This window comes from Legionella qingyii, assembly GCF_003990155.1.
Lineage (GTDB): Bacteria > Pseudomonadota > Gammaproteobacteria > Legionellales > Legionellaceae > Legionella > Legionella qingyii.
The window spans coordinates 34,468-51,955 of the sequence record NZ_RZGX01000009.1 but is presented as its reverse complement, the minus strand read 5'-3'; the positions used below and the strand labels follow the sequence as shown (position 1 = coordinate 51,955).

The following is a 17,488-nucleotide window of genomic DNA, read 5'->3' as shown; positions in this document are numbered from 1 at the left end:
AATTAAATCCTTTATCTCCATCATACGTACCAATGCTATTACTTTAAATTAGGAACAACCGGAATAATTGGCTTACTTGCAAAGGGAACACTTCATACTTGCAAAGAGTTCCTGGGTTCTAGCTCACGCCTTCACCCAGGCTATGTTGATTAGTTTTCTAATTGAATATTCACACGCAACACTTTATACGTCTATATTTTCAGCTTCTAATGCGTTACTTTCGATAAACTCACGTCTGGGTTCAACATTGTCTCCCATCAATGTCGTGAAAATCGCATCTGCAGCAACTGCATCCTCAATGCTAACTTGCAGCATACGGCGTACAGCGGGATCCATAGTTGTCTCCCACAGCTGATCTGGATTCATTTCTCCCAGACCTTTATAGCGTTGAATAGCCTGACCTCTTTTGGCTTCTTCCATAAGCCAGTTTAAGGCTTGTTCAAAGCTTTCTACCATCAACTCCTTGTCACCCCGTTTAACATACGCTCCTTCCTCTACTAAACTTGCTAATTTGGAACCTAGATTAGCTAATTCTTTATAGTCTTTAGAGTTGAAAAATTCGACATTCATAGGGATGTAATTATCCATTCCATGCTGGGTAACTATGATTCGTGGAATAAATTGGTTTGTATCTTCCAGAGCATGTGTCTCGACCTGATACTGCTCCGTCTTACTACCTAGTTGTTGCAAACTCAAATGCAACTGTTTACACCAATTTGCTATTTTTTCTTGCTGGTTAAAATCTTCATTGTGCAACATGGGCAAATATGCTACCCGTTTTAGGATATCTGTCGGATATCTTCTTTTATAACGTTTGATAATTTTTTCAGCCCGCCGATATTGTTGTACCAAATCTTCTAATGCGGTAGCAGCAATTGGAGGAGCGTCTTTTGCTGGGTAGAATGCTGCTCCATCTAAAGCACTTTGTGTTAAATATTCAAATAATGCTTCATCATCTTTTACATATTGCTCTTGTTTTCCGCGCTTCACTTTATATAGCGGGGGCTGAGCAATGTAGATGTAGCCACGCTCTAGCAATTCTGGAGTCTGTCTATAGAAAAAGGTTAGTAATAAGGTTCTGATGTGCGAGCCATCGACGTCGGCGTCGGTCATGATAATAATACGATGATAACGGACTTTATCGGGATCATATTCATCGGGTCCTATACCACATCCCAAGGCTGTGATCAGTGTAGCCACTTCTTGCGATGAAAGCATCTTATCAAAACGTGCTTTTTCGACATTTAATATCTTTCCTTTGAGCGGTAAAATCGCTTGGAACTTTCTATCCCGCCCTTGTTTCGCCGAACCGCCCGCAGAATCTCCCTCTACCAGATAAAGCTCTGATAAGGCAGGGTCTTTTTCTTGACAATCAGCCAGTTTTCCGGGCAACCCAGCGATATCCAATGCACCTTTGCGACGAGTCATTTCGCGAGCACGTCGCGCAGCTTCTCTTGCACGTGCAGCATCTATAATTTTGGCAACAATTGCTTTTGCACAGGCTGGATTTTCTAAGAGGAAATCATTGAATTTTTCGGCAACACTCGATTCAACAACTGATTTTACTTCTGAAGATACAAGCTTATCCTTTGTTTGAGACGAAAATTTGGGATCGGGAACTTTAACGGAAAGAACCGCTGTTAATCCCTCACGAGCATCATCGCCTGTTGGCGATACTTTGGCCTTTTTGGCATAACCTTCACTTTCGATATAATTATTTAAAGTTCTGGTTAATGCAGCCCTGAATCCAGCCATGTGAGTACCACCATCACGCTGTGGAATATTGTTTGTAAAGCAATAAAGGGTTTCTTGATAAGAATCATTCCACTGCATAGAGAGTTCAACAACAATATTATCTTTTTCAGCGCTCATAGAAAACACTGTAGGTATAATGACGTTTTTATTTTTATTAAGGTGCTCGACAAACGCCTTTATCCCACCCTCATAATGGAATGTATCTTGTCTTTGACTGCGCTCATCAAACAAATGGATGCAGACGCCAGAATTTAAGTAGGATAATTCTCTTAGTCTTTTTGCTAAAATATCGTAGTGAAATTCAATATTAGAGAATGTTTCAGCACTCGGTTTAAACCAAATTTGAGTTCCAGTCGTTGTTGCATCGCCTGTTTCTGCCATGGGCGCTTCTGGAACGCCATTGCGGTAATGTTGTTCGTGAATTTTACCATGTCGACGCACTGTCAAATGCAATTCTTCTGATAAGGCATTAACTACTGAAACACCAACGCCATGCAAACCACCTGATACTTTATAGGAGTTATCATCAAACTTACCTCCTGCGTGAAGTACTGTCATGATCACTTCTGCAGCAGAGCGCCCTTCTTCTTTATGAATATCAACAGGGATACCACGTCCATCATCTTTAACAGAAATTGACTCATCGGAATGAATAGTAACAAAAATCTCTTTGCAGTATCCTGCCAGTGCTTCATCTATAGAGTTATCAACAACTTCAAAAACCATGTGGTGCAGACCTGTACCATCATCCGTATCACCGATATACATCCCGGGTCTTTTTCTTACTGCATCTAAACCCTTTAGGACTTTAATATTATTTGAATCGTAACTGGCATCAACGCTCATTAGGTGGTCCTCTTACCCTATTGGTGGTGTTCTAAATACCCTATAATAGCATATTTTGCGCCACGTTTATATGTCATCCAGGAACTTTACATACAATCGATAACGCCCTCCTTAAAGCCACTCAATAATGGAATATAGACTATTCCCTCTTTTATTTTCATTGATGGTAAATAGGTTTGGAGACTACGATTTGTTTCACGTGAAACATTATTTCTGCTGTAACACGCCTTCACTGATTTGATAAATTAAATGTTCTTGGGTCGATATTACTGAAATGAGCTTTTCTGGATGAGTTGTAGAAGTGATTACGTATTGTCCCGCTCGTTGAGCAAGATACTCCATAAGTTTCATTTGATGTGTTTCATCGAGTTCAGCAGGTAAATCGTCAATTAAATGCAAGCATTCCTGTTGTAAAAGATTCGCTTGAGCTAAGCGCAAAGCAATTAAAATTATTTTTTGTTGCCCACGGGATAAAACTTGTTTCGCTTTATTTTGATTAACTTCTATTAAAATATCAGCTTGATGAGCGCCAAATTGTGTATAAGTCTTTTGATTATCAGAAGCAAAATTCTCAGCTAATATTTGTTCCAGTTCTTTTCCAGAGTTTTTTTTGTCCCAACCTTTATAATAGCTAAGCTTACAATCGAGATGACTCAATTCTTTTAGTGCAGCGACAAACGCACGTTCCCATTGCGCAAAATACTCTTCACGAAGCACATGAAGTTGGTAGGCAAATTGACTTAGCTGTTTATCCCATGGAACAAAATGCTTTAAAGGGGCATGTTGTTTTAAAAGCGCATTGCGCTGCTTTAGTACTCTTTTATATTCCTTCCATAAAGGAAGATAGTTATGTTTCACGTGAAACAATCCCCAGTCCAATAAACTACGACGAACAGAAGGACCTGCATCGATAATTTGAAAAAGGTCGGAATAAAAGATCTGACAGGGTAACGCGTAAGCCAATTGACTGGTTGTGGAGCAAAATTGATTATTCAATTTAATCTGGGTGGGTTCAGAATAAGATTTTTGAATACTAATCGTTTCTTGTTGTTGTGCTCGAGCAAATACGGTTAAAGATGGGTAATCATAAGAAATAATTGGCGATATTTCACGGGAACGAAAAGAATGTCCACAGCTTAATAAATAAAGTCCTTCAAGGACAGAAGTTTTGCCACTGCCATTTGGACCATATATAAAATTAAATCTGGGACTTAAGCCAAGTTGTGTCGATGAAATATTTCGTAAGTTATGAATTCTTAATTCAGAAAGGATCATATTTTCATAGGCATAATTATATATTGGTAATTATCATCATCTATAGACTCAATTAAAATACTACTATCCGTATTCGATAGAGACAAACGAATTTGTCCTTCACCAAAATGTGAAAGCACATCGAGCAAATAGGTAGCATTCAAGCCAATCTTTAACTCATCGCCCTGTGTTTCAGCGATTAAAGATTCAACGGCTTCTTCTTGTTCATTATTGTTGGCAATTAAAGTTAACATGCCAGGTTGTAAATGAAGCATAACCGCCTTTGACTTTTCATGAGCCAAAATGACAATACGTGATAATGAGCGCTTAAAAACAGCGCAATCAATAATGATCTGCTTGTCCTGATTTTTAGGAATAGCTTTAGTATAAGGAGGAAAACGCGCTTCAATCAATTTTGATAAAAACATAAATTGACGGGATACCAATTTAAAATGAGATTTTCCAGCAGCCAATAATACCTCTTCATCTTCAATACTATTTAGAAGACGTAACAACTCTTGAATTCCCTTTTTTGGTATCAACAGTTTTTTCTCATTGGTATTAGAACATTGATGACGACAAATCGCCATTCGATGTCCATCTGTAGCAACAGCAGAAATGAGGTTCGGTTCAAAATCAAGAAACAATCCATTTAGAAAGACTCGCACATCTTGTTGTGCCATAGCAAAATGAGTGGACTGCAACAGCTTTAATAAAACCAAACGAGGAATAGTCAATTCAACCTCGTTGCATTCATCTTCGCTTAAGGGATAGCCATCAGCGGGTAACGTTGTCAATTTGAACGAACTACGTCCTTGTTTAATAGTTAATAGAGCATTATCAACAATCACTTTGGGATTGGGGTCATCATCTAAAGAACGAATAATATCAATAAATTTTTTTGCAGGGACAGTAATACTTCCAGACTGTTCGCCAGAATTACAGGGTACTTGAGCAGCAATCTCAATTTCCAAATCCGTAGCCGTAATATTTAACGAATTATCTGATAATTTAAGATAAAAATTCGACAAAATAGCTAAACTTTGCTTTTTATCAACAGCACCTGCAACTGTAAGTAGCGGAGAAAGTAAATCCTCTTTTTTAATAGCGAATTCAAACAAGATAGAACTCCATCTTAACCTAAGAATAACAATAAAAAAATCGCTTCATCACGCTCATGCATCATCTGGATTAAGATAGTCATAATCGTAGCCAGAGTAAAGCGAAACGGAACAGGGTTTGTCTCGGCCTGGATGAATACTTTAGTCCTGGATTCCACCTCAATCCCCTCAGAAGCCCATGGTCGGTCTGTTAAAATCTGTCGATTGAATTAAGAAGACAAAATGCGCATTAAATTTTTATAATCTTCAGTAAAATCACTGTCATCCTGAACCAATTCCTTAACTTTCCTGCATGCATGAATAACCGTTGTATGATCACGGCCACCAAAATGATCCCCAATTTCGGGTAAGCTGTGATTGGTTAACTCTTTGCTTAAAGCCATAGCCATTTGTCTGGGTCTGGCAATAGAACGGCTGCGGCGCTTTGACAATAAATCAGCCACTTTGACCTTATAATACTCAGCTACTGTTTTTTGAATATTTTCAATGGTAACTAATTTATCCTGCAAAGCCAGAAGATCACGCAAGGCTTCGTGAACAAACTCAATGGTAATTGGTTTGCCAGTAAAATGAGCATTGGCAATAACTCGCCGTAATGCGCCCTCGAGTTCCCTGACATTGGAGCGAATACGCTTCGCAATAAAAAATGCAACCTCATAAGGCAATTCAATATTCGATTGTTCCGCCTTGCTAATTAAAATAGCAACACGTGTTTCAAGCTCGGGAGGTTCAACAGCAACAGTTAATCCCCAACCAAATCGGGATTTCAAACGCTCTTCCATACCTTCAATTTCTTTAGGATAACGGTCACTCGTGAGAATGATTTGTTGCTGCCCCTCCAATAAAGCATTAAAAGTATGGAAAAACTCCTCTTGAGACCTGTCTTTACCAGCAAAAAACTGGATATCATCAATAAGCAATGCATTTAGGGAACGATAAAAACGTTTAAATTCATTAATTGAGTTCGTCTGGATAGCCTTTACCATATCCGCAACAAAACGTTCAGAATGTAAATATAGTATCTTCGCATCAGGATTATTTTTTAATATGGCATTACCAATAGCATGCATCAAATGCGTTTTTCCTAAACCCACACCACCATAAATAAACAGTGGATTATAGGCATCACCAGGTCGCTCAGCTACCTGCATTGAAGCAGCTCGAGCTAGCTGGTTGGAATTACCTTCAACAAAGCTTTCAAAAACAAATTTTTTATTTAAGTGACTGCTCTTATAATCGACAGCTTTCTTAGGTGCCGTCTTGATTGCAACGGTATTGGCCGGAGCAGAGGCATTTACTTCAGATGAAAAAGAACTAGAAGAACCTGCAGAGCTCGAATCAGACTCAGTACTGGAAACTCTGCTGCCAATTTCAATAGAAATTGATTTAATCTCATCACCACAAAACTGTTTAATCAACTCTTCAATTCGTGCAAAAAAATGCTTCTTTACCCAATCAACAACAAATCGATTGGGAGCAAATAAAATAAAACGTTGTTCTTCTGTATGAGCCTGTAAAGGACGCAACCAGGTATTAAATTGTTGAGCAGAATATTCATCTTGCAATAGACCTAAACATTTTTGCCAAACAGATGCTGACACAACATAACTCCTCATTAAAGAAGGGTGGTAAAAAGAATACAAAACTAATTATCCACAGCAATTAAATATGCCACTGAAAGTACCCGGACAGCAAGATAATTAAGCATGAAATTACTACGTATGAAATTGAGAAATAGAATTTCTTCGGTACACTAAGGTGCTGCTGCAGGCAAATTATACTCAGCCTTGGGAATAAAGAAAAGTTATCCACAAAAAAAGTGTGGATATTTTCAGAAGTAAGAGAGAATTATTTTGCAAGAAATTTAAATTGATATATTTGAAGAGAGCTATGCTAAGTAGACGTATCACTTTGAATTTCCATGCAATTTTCCTTATTCTCATTTAAAAAAAGATAAAAAAACAATTGAGTTTGCCCTTAATATAATTGTTTCAAATAAAGATCAGTACAGAGGTGTTGATTGGAACGAATCGCTCCATCTTTGTTCTCACTTTGTATACCTAACGATTTAAAGACATAAGATAATGTAGCACTTTGATTGCACGCCATAACCGTTTAAATACATCATTAAAACATTCAGCCTTTTGTTCATAAAGAAAATAACCACGAATACTCTATCTATTCATTAATGTCGCGCAATAGCTTTTGTTGACTCTTCTGTAATTGCTTTTGAACTATTGGCACGTTAACTTTATTTCCTAATGTGACAAATAAAAAATAGAACTACCAATAGCTAAAAATATAGCGATAGAAAAGATACACGAGTTAAAGAAAAAAAAGCGACAAAACTACCAACCATAGCGAATACGATACCAAATAATAGCCATGCGACCCTAGATCCAGATCCAATACCATTTATAGCGGATGTTAAAAATAAGATGATTATTCCTAAATAGCTGAACTCATTATTTGACGTCATTGATGTTTAGTTGCATTGCAAAAAAGAATAATAATAAAAAAATCAATAAGTTAAGTATTAAACAACATCCAGCGAAGAACAGCGATAAAACATAATAAAAAAAGATAAAAAATAAATCAGGTTGGATCAAGTTAACTATGAATAAATACGATCGAATAACGGGTATAAGCTGATAATAAATCATTGAATAAATCAAATCATAAAAATACATACAAATAGATCACAAGCTTAAAAAGAGGTTACAAACAAAGTTTCATATCAATTAAGTTATTGTTTTTAATAATTATTTAACATTTATCAACAACAGATAAAAACCTAATAACAATAAAAAATTTAAAAAATATAAAATAATGTAGTTATTAACAGGCCCAAAAAACAAAGAAAAAAGAGAGGACACAAAAAATAATCAATTATCAAAATTGACAGTAGAAAAAAAGTTCTCTATTATTGCCAGCCTCATAAATTTATTAACAGGTTCATCATGAAACGTACCTTTCAACCTAGTAATTTAAAACGTAAACGTGACCACGGTTTTCGTGAGCGTATGGCTACTCGTGCAGGTAGATTAGTAATCAAACGTCGTCGTGCTAAAGGCCGTAAACGTTTGACTGCCTAAGTGTTTGCTTTTAAAAAAACACAGCGATTACTAACAAAATATGATTATAATCATGTGTTTGAACAAGCAGAAAAAATAGTAACATCCGAGTTTATCGTTCTCTTTAGAGAAAATAATTTAGGTTATGCACGACTTGGGCTGGCGTTATCTAAGAAAATGATAGCAAAAGCTCATGATCGAAATCGTATTAAACGGCTGTTAAGAGAAAGCTTTCGACAAAAAGAATTACCTGCAGTCGATGTGGTTTTTTTAGCAAGACAAGGCGTAGCAAAACAAACAAATGCAATTATAAATGCTAGAATGAGCAAAACATGGAAAAAATTAATCTCATGTTACGAAAAATAGTTTGTTTCCCTATCAAATTATATAAATATTTGATTAGCCCCTTGTTAAAGCCAAGTTGCCGATACTACCCAAGTTGTTCACAATATGCTGAAAGCGCTATCCTACACTGTGGCATAACCAAAGGTTTATGGATGGCTTTAAAAAGAGTACTGCGTTGCCATCCTTGGTCACGTGGTGGCTATGATCCTGTACTCCCCAACAACGAGAATCATTGATGGATATACGACGTATTGTTTTATATATGGCGCTTGCGCTAGTTAGTTTATCACTTTGGAATGCCTGGCAACTAGATTATCCTCCTCAGCCAGCGCCAACAGAAAAGGTGAGCGGCCAAGAGCAGAGTGGACAACCTTTGCTTCCGCAAGTTACACCATCCAATACGTCCACCTCAACGCCCATCAACCCTGTTGCGGAACAAACTAAAAACAGTAATGTACCGCTAATCCAGGTTAAAACGGATGTTTTAGATGTGGCTATTGATCCGCAACAAGGTGATGTTGTTTCCGGGCAGCTCCTTGATTATCCGCAAAGTGTAGATGAAAAGAATAAACCATTTCTTCTTTTACAAAATCAGGCAAATGAGCGTTATGTTGCAAACAGCAGCCTTTTTGTTGCTTCAGGACAGAACGTCCAAGCTCTTGATTTCAATTTTACGACAGCACAACAGAATTACGTAATGGCGCCCGACCAGCAGCAATTAACGGTAACTCTTAGTGGAACAAATAGTGAAGGACTCAATGTAAAAAAAGAGTTTATTTTTACTAAAGGCAGCTATCTTATCGATGTAAATTATAAAATTGTTAACAAGGGCAGCAATGAATGGACTGGATATTTGAATACCCAGTTATTACGCAGCTCACCCAAAGAAGATAAGTCAAGCGTATTTCATGTTGGCTCATATACTGGTGCTTCTTATTCAGAACCCGGAAAACACCGCTATCAAAAAGTAAGCTTTAGCGATATGAATAAAGCAAATCTGGATGTGGATAGTAAAGGCGGTTGGATTGCTATGCAACAACATTACTTTTTAAGCGCCTGGGTTCCTGCAGCAAATGCGAATAACAAGTTTTATACACGAGCTGCCAATGATGATTATACTATTGGTGCTGTGAGCAAGCCGATTACCCTTAAACCCGAAGAGCAAACAACTGTTGGTTCCAAATTGTATATTGGTCCAGAAATTACGAGCGTGTTAAAAGAGATTGCTCCATCACTGGATCTTACTGTTGATTATGGCATGTTATGGTTTTTATCTTCGTTATTATTTTCGTTGATGAAAACAATTTATAATTTCATTGGCAACTGGGGTTGGTCTATCGTATTAGTTACTGTATTGATTAAACTGGCATTTTACCGCTTATCAGCGGCCAGCTATAAATCAATGGCTGGTATGCGTAAATTGCAACCCAAATTGCAAGCGCTACGTGAGCGTTATGGCGATGATAAAGCTAAAATCAGCCAAGCGACTATGGAATTGTACAGGCAGGAAAAGGTAAATCCTTTAGGCGGTTGTTTGCCTATATTGATCCAAATTCCAGTATTTATTGCTCTATATTGGGTTCTATTGGAAAGTGTTGAGCTAAGACAAGCTCCATTTATCTTTTGGATTAAAGATTTGGCCTCACCTGATCCTTATCATGTATTGCCAATAATCATGGGGGCTACCATGCTGATTCAACAAAAATTGAATCCTGCGCCTCCAGATCCAATGCAAGCAAAAGTGATGATGTTTTTACCGGTGTTATTTACTGCTTTATTCTGGAATTTCCCAGCCGGTTTGGTTCTGTATTGGATAGTGAATAATACCTTGTCCATATTGCAACAATGGTACATTACACGTAAATATTCAGATGAAAAACCAGCCAAAAAACTTGTTCCAGCTAAATAAATGACTACAGAAACTATCGTAGCTATAGCTACCCCACCTGGAAGAGGTGGGGTAGGAATAATCCGATTATCCGGTCCAGAAGCATACTCTATTGCCTTTTCTCTCAATGGTAACAAATCATTACCACCACGCATGGCTACTTTTTGCTCCTTTTATTCATTTTGCAACAATGAGCACGCCCAGCAACTTGATACTCTGATTGATCAAGGGATAATGATTTATTTTAAAGCGCCTCACTCTTTTACTGGGGAAGATGTTGTTGAGATTCAAGCGCACGGCTCGCCTGTTGTGCTTGATATGCTGACTAAAGTATGTATTCATTTAGGGGCTCGCTTGGCACGGCCAGGGGAGTTTTCCGAGCGTGCGTTTATAAATGATAAAATTGATTTAACTCAAGCTGAAGCTATTGCTGATTTAATTCAAGCCAGTTCGCAAACCGCTGCGCGAATGGCGTTAAAGTCATTACAGGGTGAATTCTCAAATAAAATAAATAAGTTAAATGAAAAGATTATTTACTTGCGTTTATATGTTGAAGCAGCAATAGATTTTCCAGAAGAAGAAATTGATTTCCTTAATGACGGTAAAGTCGCGCATTTGCTACACGATATTTTAACTGAATTAGATGAAATCCGTTCCCAAGCCAATCAAGGAGTTATTTTACGTGAGGGATTGTCTGTAGTGATTGCTGGAAGACCTAATGCAGGCAAATCAACGTTAATTAATTGTTTGGCGGGACGCGATGTGGCTATAGTTACTGAGATTGCTGGCACCACTCGTGATATTATGCGCGAACATATTTTATTGGATGACATCCCCCTCCACATTATTGATACTGCCGGTTTACGTGAGTCTGATGATATTGTCGAAAAGGAAGGGATTAAAAGAGCCTGGCAAGAATTGAAAAAGGCTGATTGTGTTTTACTGGTCGTTGATGTAAATGATCTGGAACACCATCATTATTTAACTAAGGAAATTAGAACCGCCTTGCCAGCGGAAGTTCCGATTATTACTGTCTTCAATAAAATTGACACCTTAGGTCACCGTGCTCACACAAACAATCATGATATCTATCTTTCTGCAAAATCAGGTGAAGGAATTGATGGCTTAAAGCAAGTAATAAAACACGTTGTAGGCTATCAACCTAACGAAGGAAATTTTCTTGCCAGAAGACGGCATTTGCAGGCATTGGATGAAGCAAAAAAATTACTTTCGACAGGCCAGCAACAATTGGCAGAGCATCGTGCTGGAGAGTTACTGGCAGAAGACTTGCGTCTGGCACATCAAAGTCTATGCGAAATAACAGGCGAGTTTAGTTCGGATGACTTATTAGGACGCATCTTTTCCAGCTTTTGTATTGGCAAATAAATTGATTGATAGGCTGTTTAATTTTGCTGGACACAAACCGCCGCATTATTAAGTTTTTTATTCTCACTTTTTCACCCCAAAGTGATCTTTACAGCTATAAACACTTTCTTTACTGTTTTGAAACATTATGTTAAAAAAACAAACAGAAATATCTTGTCAAAACCATTGTCCAATGATAACGTATAAGTCTTACTGTCTATTTTTTGTGAGGTGGTCATGGCTCATTCAAAACATAATGCGGATCTTAGTAACGATAAGAACTCGTTTTTTATGCAACTTAATAAGAATGAGCTTAAGACTGTAGAGGATATTGAACGTCGTGCTGATAAGCTCGGTTATCCTTTTATTTTAGAAAATCAAAAATCTCTTGAAGCTGAATTCACCCAAATGTTTGCAGTGCTGCAAAAGCGAAAAAAAGAAGATAATGAAGCTTTTTGGATGTACTGTTACTATTGCGCTACCCTGTTAGAGACCTTCCATAAAGCATATTCTCAGTACAGTAAAGAAGAAGATTATAAAAAAATAAAGCAACAAATTAAGAACCGATTGTTAAAAAAGGTACAAGAGGATGCCAAAGCAGAGGAAGAGTTCATCGAATCACTGAAAAACAGTTTTCTTAACAGTTTTCATAATTTGATGAATGCACCATTACATCTGTCCCAGATTCGTGATTATGTGGCTTATGCTAACTTATGTCGTGTATATTGGGTATTTTGCCGTTTAACTTTAGTATCGGGTTTATCTTTTGCAAAAGATATGCACCTTATTGAGCATCTGGATTCAATTTTAGGTACACACACGGATGTCGGTCAAATAATTGATTTTCTTAATGCACCCAATGGAGTACTTAAATATTTTAGTGTGGGTTTATTTTTAATGCGTTTTGCAATTGATGCAGGCTACTTGGTTGAACATACTTGTTTTCCTACCGAGGAGGAAGAAAAGAATGGAACTACGGCCTATGAGCGATTTAAATTTGAACTTTATAAACGCCACTGTAATTTTGCCAATGACCTGGTATGGGCTACAATAAATTTCCTAACAAATTTTAATCATATTACCCATATACCCGATCCAACAGCCGGAGTAATAACCTGCGTCTTTTTGGGTTTTGACGTGTGTATGACCCTGTATAAATGTCATCTGGCCAAGCAGGAATATCTGGCTAAAAAGGCACAATATGAGCAAGAAATGGAAGATTACCTGAATCATCCAGAAAAATTTCCTGGTATGACTGATAAGCAAAGATTAGCTCATGCATCAATGCTCCAACAACAACTTAAAGAATTGGAAATTAACTGGCGTACTAAAGAAAGCACTTTTTATTTTGTTGCTGCCGCAGCCACCTTGCTGATGATGGGATTCGGTGCTTCATTACTATTTACTGGCCCAGGAATAGCTGTTGCTTGTTTCTTTGTTTGTACTTTTGCGGTAGCTATGTATCTTTCTTCTGATGCGTATTCGAAATACCAAGAGAAAAGCATTCGCTTAGAGGAAGCTACCGATAAAGAATATGCTGCGGCACTAATAGAATACGAAGCGGCACGTAATGATTTTATCTTCACGATGATAAAAAATACGGTAATGCCTACACTTTTAATTGCTGCCTATGCAACATGTTGGCCGGCAGCAATCGCTTTAACTGTATTGTATATTGGTTATGAAATTTACCATGCCTATGATCAGCATAATAGTAAGAAAGAGGCTGCTAAGCTGGCTTTGGATGGACCTAATGAAGAAGATATAGAAGCTATACCACTTCTTCTAGATGAAGTTCAGACGGACAATGTAGACGGAGCTTCGTGTCTTTGCTAATAAGCGCTCTATGAAGAAAATGCTCAGGCCTGGTTGAGGTGATGCAACCCAGAGATCTCCACGTTGTAGTACAATGTTTCGATGGGAGATCCCCGGTTGCATTTGGATGGCAGGGAATCATAATATCTGCACTAAAGCGCTCGTCCTTGCGGATAAGCTGTGGAGCTTAGGTGCAGATTGCTCAAGAGACAGGTGGATTTACCCTGATTAAATGGATTTATTTTTTATTGCTAAAGCCTTTTCATACAATTCATTTTTATTCCCACTGCTCAATTTGCAAGCGATTGCTACCGCCTGCTTGAGTGGTAGTTCATCTAATAATACGTTTAGAAGTTTTTCGTAGGCTTCAGGTTCATTCGAAACAGGTCGCGGAGGAATTAATAATACAAACTCCCCTTTTACATGTCCCGGATCTGCCAAAAGCCAATTTTTGACTTCAAGTACAGTGCCAGTAATAATGCGTTCAAAAGTTTTGGTTAATTCTTTTGCCAAGACCATCTCACACGTCTGTCCATAAATTTCGCCAAGGTCATCCAGGCACTCCAGAATGCGATGCGTTGATTCATAAAAAATCAAAGTGTGCGGTTCTGTACGCAAGGCATCGAGTTTAATTTTTCGGGCATGCTGTTTTGCTGGGAGGAATCCTAAAAATAAAAAGGAATCGCAAGGAATGCCCGCAGCACAAAGAGCAGTAATTAATGCACAAGCTCCGGGAACAGGAGTAACCGGAATTTGCTGCTGACGGGCCAATTTTACCAATAAAAAACCTGGGTCGCTAATTAATGGAGTTCCGGCATCACTGATTAAGGCGATGGATTTTCCTGTTAAGAGTTGGTCAATAAAATGTTTGCTTTTATCATTTTCATTATGTGCGTGGAGTGATTCAAGATTATTTTTAATTCCTAAAGAACTCAGTAACGGTGCCGAATGACGCGTATCTTCAGCTAAAATGATATCAACAGACTTGAGAACCTCTAATGCTCTAAACGTAATATCCTCACGGTTTCCTATGGGAGTTGCAACAATATAAAGCGTACCAATGCCTGTTGCTAGTGAGTTAGTCATGGTTTATCCTCTTGCGTTATTGCTTATTCAATTCTTGAAAAACATGTTAATAAAAATTCGCGTATTTTTTTTACTGACATCTACTTTTTTTCTTTGCCAGTGTACTACCGCAGTGAATCCTCCAGAAATGGCAGCGCCAGTGCCTGCATCTAAGGTAGAAAAGAAAAAAATAGCGAGTCCTTATTCCAAATCTACTGCAAATTACCTTATGCAGGCTAAAAATCAAGAAGGCATTGATAAGCAACAATCGTTACTCTCGGCCGCGGGACGTTTGATTTCAGACGGTCAATGGCGACAAGGTGCTGCTATTTTAGCACAGACTTCTGACTTAACACCGGTACTTAATGATGAAAAAAATCTTTTACTAGCCCAAATTGATCTCATTCGTGACCGACCCAATATGGCACGGAACAAATTAGTTAGTATAAAGGAACGTGAAGCATTTTCTGCATACCAAAAGATCCAGTTTCATGAACTTTTGGCACAAGCCTATCGTGGCGAAGGTAAGTCATTGGAGTCGATTAATGAGCGGATAGAACTTGAGACTTTGTTGGCCGATGAAGAGAGTCAAGATAATAATAGGCGCGCCCTGTGGTTAACTCTAACGCGGATGTCACAAACAGAATTAAATTCATTGGCTGCTAAAGCATCAAGCCAATCTGTTTTACAAGGCTGGATTGGGCTGGCATTGATTTCTCGCAAGTATCGAGATAACCCAAAATCTTTGCTCGCTGCTTTAGAGCAGTGGCAATCTCAGTACAGTAACCACCCTGCAGGTCATATTTTGCCTAATCCACTGGACTCGATTGCAAATAAAATACGTGCTCAACCGAAACAGGTTGCTCTTTTGTTACCTGTAAGTGGTTCTTTGCAAGGACCGGGTTCTGCTGTACGTGATGGGTTTATGGCGGCATATAACAAAAACAGTGAACAATCGATGCAGGTGAAAACTTATGATACCAATAAAGGCAATGTTGCTTCTTTGTATCAAAAAGCAATTGATGATGGCGCTGATTATATTGTAGGCCCTTTAACCAAATCACAAGTAGCCACAGTTGCAGCCTTACCACATCCTGTCCCCACTCTGTTATTAAATGATGCAGATACCAATATTCAGGAAAATTCTTATTTATTCGGACTTTCTCCCGCTAATGAAGCAACCCAGGTGGCAATCAGAGCAAAAGATAAGGGATATAGTCGAGCATTAATTATTGCACCTGCAAATGAATGGGGAAAAGAGATAACCAAAGCGTTTACGCAACAATGGCAAAAAAATGGTGGACGAGTTGTTGATACTTTTTTATATGGTTCTAATGATGATTTGAATAAAAAAATGAAGGATTTTCTGCAAATCAGCAACAGCCAGCAGCGTGAAAAAAAATTAAGGGAGTTATTAGGGTATAAAATTCAGCCAATTATTAGTCGCAGACAAGATTTTGATATGATATTTCTACTGGCCTATCCGTCAAAGGCCCGTCAGATTATGCCTTTACTAAATTATTATTACGCAGGAGACGTTCCTGTATATGCTACAGCCAGTGTCTATGGTGGAAGCGCTAACCCACTGAAAGATAAAGATCTTGATGGAGTTATTTTCTGTGATATTCCCTGGGTTTTCTCGCATCAGGCAGGAACTCGCAATTGGCCTGAACAATTTAACAGTTACAATCGATTGTATGCTTTAGGAATAGACAGTTATACTTTGGCCACCCAATTGAATCAATTGATGCTATTTCCTGCGGATCGGTCGCATAATGGGGATGGTATTTTATACCTCAAGCCATCTCAACAGGTTGCACGTATTTTGGAGTGGGGGCAGTTCAAACAAGGCCTCGTGCATTCCTTGGGTGAGACGGTGTAATTGATGACCTATGAGAAAGGCCGTATTGCTGAAGAAAAAGCTTTAGCATATTTAAAAAAGCAAGGTCTTGAGTTCATAACGCAAAATTACAATTGCCGCTTGGGTGAAATTGATTTAATTATGCGTGACAAGGAACAGTTGGTTTTTATAGAGGTACGTTCGCGCGTTTCTACCCAGTTTGGTGGTGGCATTGCAAGCGTTACTTATACAAAAAAACAAAAAATACTCAAAGCAGCGACTTATTATCTGCTGGAACATCGAAAGTATGACCAATTAGCTCTTCGTTTTGATGTTGTAAGTATTGATGGAAAATCAGCATCCATTAATTGGATAAAAGATGCATTTGGAACGGATTATTAATTAAATGTAGCCTGGGTAGCGAAGTGGAACCCGGGAGTTTTATCATCTGAACAATAACCAGGGTTCCGCTTCGCTTCACCCAGGCTACAAAGAAAGTACAAGATAGAGGTTTAATATGATGGGACAAATGGAAGAACGAGTAAGACATCTGTTTGGGGTAAATATAGAAACCAAAATAGCACTTGCTGATTCTTTATCTGATTCAATCGCCAAAGCCGGGCAACGTTTAGTGAATTGTTTGCTTGCCGATGGCAAAATATTATTGTGTGGTAATGGAGGGTCAAGTGCCAATTGCATGCACTTTGCAAGCGCCATGTTGAATCAATTTGAAGTTGAACGCCCGGCTCTTCCGGTAATTAATTTAAGTACTGATGCGAGCAGTTTAAGTTATTCTGCAAATGATAATCATTATAACCAGGTTTTTGCGCGCCAAATTCAGGCTTTAGGACAAGAAAACGATGTGCTGCTTTTATTAACTACCTCAGGTAACTCCGACAGTATGTTATACGCGCTTCATGCCGCTAATGAACGTGGGATGGACACCGTAGCCTTAAGCGGACGTGATGGAGGAGTGCTAGCAAATCATTTGGGCCCAGAAGATATTGAGCTTCGCGTTGTGTCAGATAATTCAGCACGAATTAGAGAAATGCACTTGTTCATCTTACACTGCTTTTGTGATTTAATTGACCAGTCATTATTTGGTCAGGTGTTGGGGTAA

The 17,488-nt window shown here is 38.3% G+C and carries 15 protein-coding genes; 9 read left to right on the top strand and 6 right to left on the bottom strand.

The annotated features are described in order from the left end of the window. Nucleotides 1-183 precede the first annotated feature (183 nt). The 5 genes from gyrB to dnaA all read right to left on the bottom strand — a co-directional run bounded on the left by gyrB (nt 184) and on the right by dnaA (nt 6,577). Nucleotides 184-2,601: a DNA topoisomerase (ATP-hydrolyzing) subunit B gene (gyrB, locus tag ELY20_RS07970; RefSeq protein ID WP_110142533.1), complete on the bottom strand. Its 2,418-nt coding sequence runs from the start codon at nt 2,599-2,601 to the stop codon at nt 184-186. Between the two features lie 207 nt (nt 2,602-2,808). Further along, entirely contained in the window at nt 2,809-3,876 is a 1,068-nt protein-coding gene (gene recF / locus ELY20_RS07965) for a DNA replication/repair protein RecF (RefSeq protein ID WP_110142534.1), read from the bottom strand. Beyond that, entirely contained in the window at nt 3,873-4,976 is a 1,104-nt protein-coding gene (gene dnaN / locus ELY20_RS07960) for a DNA polymerase III subunit beta (RefSeq protein ID WP_110142535.1), read from the bottom strand. Before dnaN ends, recF begins: the two co-directional genes overlap by 4 nt. Before the next feature lie 14 nt (nt 4,977-4,990). Next, nucleotides 4,991-5,134 carry a hypothetical protein gene (locus ELY20_RS16765; protein WP_158618871.1) on the bottom strand — a complete coding sequence of 48 codons (144 nt, stop codon included), beginning with the start codon at nt 5,132-5,134 and terminating at the stop codon, nt 4,991-4,993. Between the two features lie 51 nt (nt 5,135-5,185). Next, complete coding sequence (gene dnaA / locus ELY20_RS07955; protein ID WP_110142536.1) at nt 5,186-6,577, bottom strand: chromosomal replication initiator protein DnaA; 1,392 nt, start codon at nt 6,575-6,577, stop codon at nt 5,186-5,188. A gap of 1,359 nt (nt 6,578-7,936) precedes the next feature. Here dnaA and rpmH point away from each other — a divergent pair. The 6 genes from rpmH (at nt 7,937) to ELY20_RS07925 (ending at nt 13,484) form a co-directional block, all read left to right on the top strand. Then, the gene (gene rpmH / locus ELY20_RS07950) at nt 7,937-8,071 is read left to right on the top strand and encodes a 50S ribosomal protein L34 (RefSeq protein ID WP_019232681.1); all 135 of its coding nucleotides are present in this window, start codon (nt 7,937-7,939) and stop codon (nt 8,069-8,071) included. After that, on the top strand, nt 8,072-8,416 hold the full coding sequence (rnpA, locus tag ELY20_RS07945; RefSeq protein WP_110142537.1) for a ribonuclease P protein component: 345 nt from the start codon (nt 8,072-8,074) through the stop codon (nt 8,414-8,416). It begins immediately after the preceding gene. After that, on the top strand, nt 8,383-8,631 hold the full coding sequence (gene yidD, locus ELY20_RS07940; RefSeq protein WP_110142538.1) for a membrane protein insertion efficiency factor YidD: 249 nt from the start codon (nt 8,383-8,385) through the stop codon (nt 8,629-8,631). The genes rnpA and yidD overlap by 34 nt, the downstream gene beginning before the upstream one ends. Continuing rightward, nucleotides 8,631-10,304: a membrane protein insertase YidC gene (gene yidC / locus ELY20_RS07935; protein WP_110142539.1), complete on the top strand. Its 1,674-nt coding sequence runs from the start codon at nt 8,631-8,633 to the stop codon at nt 10,302-10,304. Before yidD ends, yidC begins: the two co-directional genes overlap by 1 nt. After that, nucleotides 10,305-11,669 (top strand): tRNA uridine-5-carboxymethylaminomethyl(34) synthesis GTPase MnmE, encoded by a 1,365-nt coding sequence (gene mnmE, locus ELY20_RS07930; RefSeq protein ID WP_110142540.1) that lies wholly within the window; start codon nt 10,305-10,307, stop codon nt 11,667-11,669. Nucleotides 11,670-11,885: 216 nt separating this feature from the next. Then, entirely contained in the window at nt 11,886-13,484 is a 1,599-nt protein-coding gene (locus ELY20_RS07925) for a hypothetical protein (protein ID WP_233590526.1), read from the top strand. A 207-nt stretch (nt 13,485-13,691) separates the two neighbouring features. Here the strand turns inward: ELY20_RS07925 and rsmI are convergent, their stop codons facing one another. Beyond that, nucleotides 13,692-14,549 carry a 16S rRNA (cytidine(1402)-2'-O)-methyltransferase gene (rsmI, locus tag ELY20_RS07920; protein ID WP_110142541.1) on the bottom strand — a complete coding sequence of 286 codons (858 nt, stop codon included), beginning with the start codon at nt 14,547-14,549 and terminating at the stop codon, nt 13,692-13,694. Here rsmI and ELY20_RS07915 point away from each other — a divergent pair. The 3 genes from ELY20_RS07915 (at nt 14,548) to ELY20_RS07905 (ending at nt 17,488) form a co-directional block, all read left to right on the top strand. Then, on the top strand, nt 14,548-16,410 hold the full coding sequence (locus tag ELY20_RS07915; protein ID WP_407656323.1) for a penicillin-binding protein activator: 1,863 nt from the start codon (nt 14,548-14,550) through the stop codon (nt 16,408-16,410). The two genes, rsmI and ELY20_RS07915, sit on opposite strands and share 2 nt — an antisense overlap. A gap of 3 nt (nt 16,411-16,413) precedes the next feature. Then, nucleotides 16,414-16,770, top strand: coding sequence for a YraN family protein (locus ELY20_RS07910; RefSeq protein WP_110142542.1), 357 nt, complete (start codon nt 16,414-16,416; stop codon nt 16,768-16,770). Nucleotides 16,771-16,888: 118 nt separating this feature from the next. Next, entirely contained in the window at nt 16,889-17,488 is a 600-nt protein-coding gene (locus ELY20_RS07905) for a D-sedoheptulose-7-phosphate isomerase (protein WP_110142564.1), read from the top strand.

Coding starts and splice junctions, on each gene's coding strand:
- yidC (WP_110142539.1), top strand. CDS start 8,631: ATGGATATACGACGTATTGTTTTATATATGGCGCTTGCGCTAGTTAGT.
- yidD (WP_110142538.1), top strand. CDS start 8,383: ATGGAAAAAATTAATCTCATGTTACGAAAAATAGTTTGTTTCCCTATC.
- rsmI (WP_110142541.1), bottom strand. CDS start 14,549: ATGACTAACTCACTAGCAACAGGCATTGGTACGCTTTATATTGTTGCA.
- mnmE (WP_110142540.1), top strand. CDS start 10,305: ATGACTACAGAAACTATCGTAGCTATAGCTACCCCACCTGGAAGAGGT.
- gyrB (WP_110142533.1), bottom strand. CDS start 2,601: ATGAGCGTTGATGCCAGTTACGATTCAAATAATATTAAAGTCCTAAAG.
- ELY20_RS07910 (WP_110142542.1), top strand. CDS start 16,414: ATGACCTATGAGAAAGGCCGTATTGCTGAAGAAAAAGCTTTAGCATAT.
- recF (WP_110142534.1), bottom strand. CDS start 3,876: ATGATCCTTTCTGAATTAAGAATTCATAACTTACGAAATATTTCATCG.
- ELY20_RS07915 (WP_407656323.1), top strand. CDS start 14,548: ATGGTTTATCCTCTTGCGTTATTGCTTATTCAATTCTTGAAAAACATG.
- rpmH (WP_019232681.1), top strand. CDS start 7,937: ATGAAACGTACCTTTCAACCTAGTAATTTAAAACGTAAACGTGACCAC.
- ELY20_RS07925 (WP_233590526.1), top strand. CDS start 11,886: ATGGCTCATTCAAAACATAATGCGGATCTTAGTAACGATAAGAACTCG.
- ELY20_RS07905 (WP_110142564.1), top strand. CDS start 16,889: ATGGGACAAATGGAAGAACGAGTAAGACATCTGTTTGGGGTAAATATA.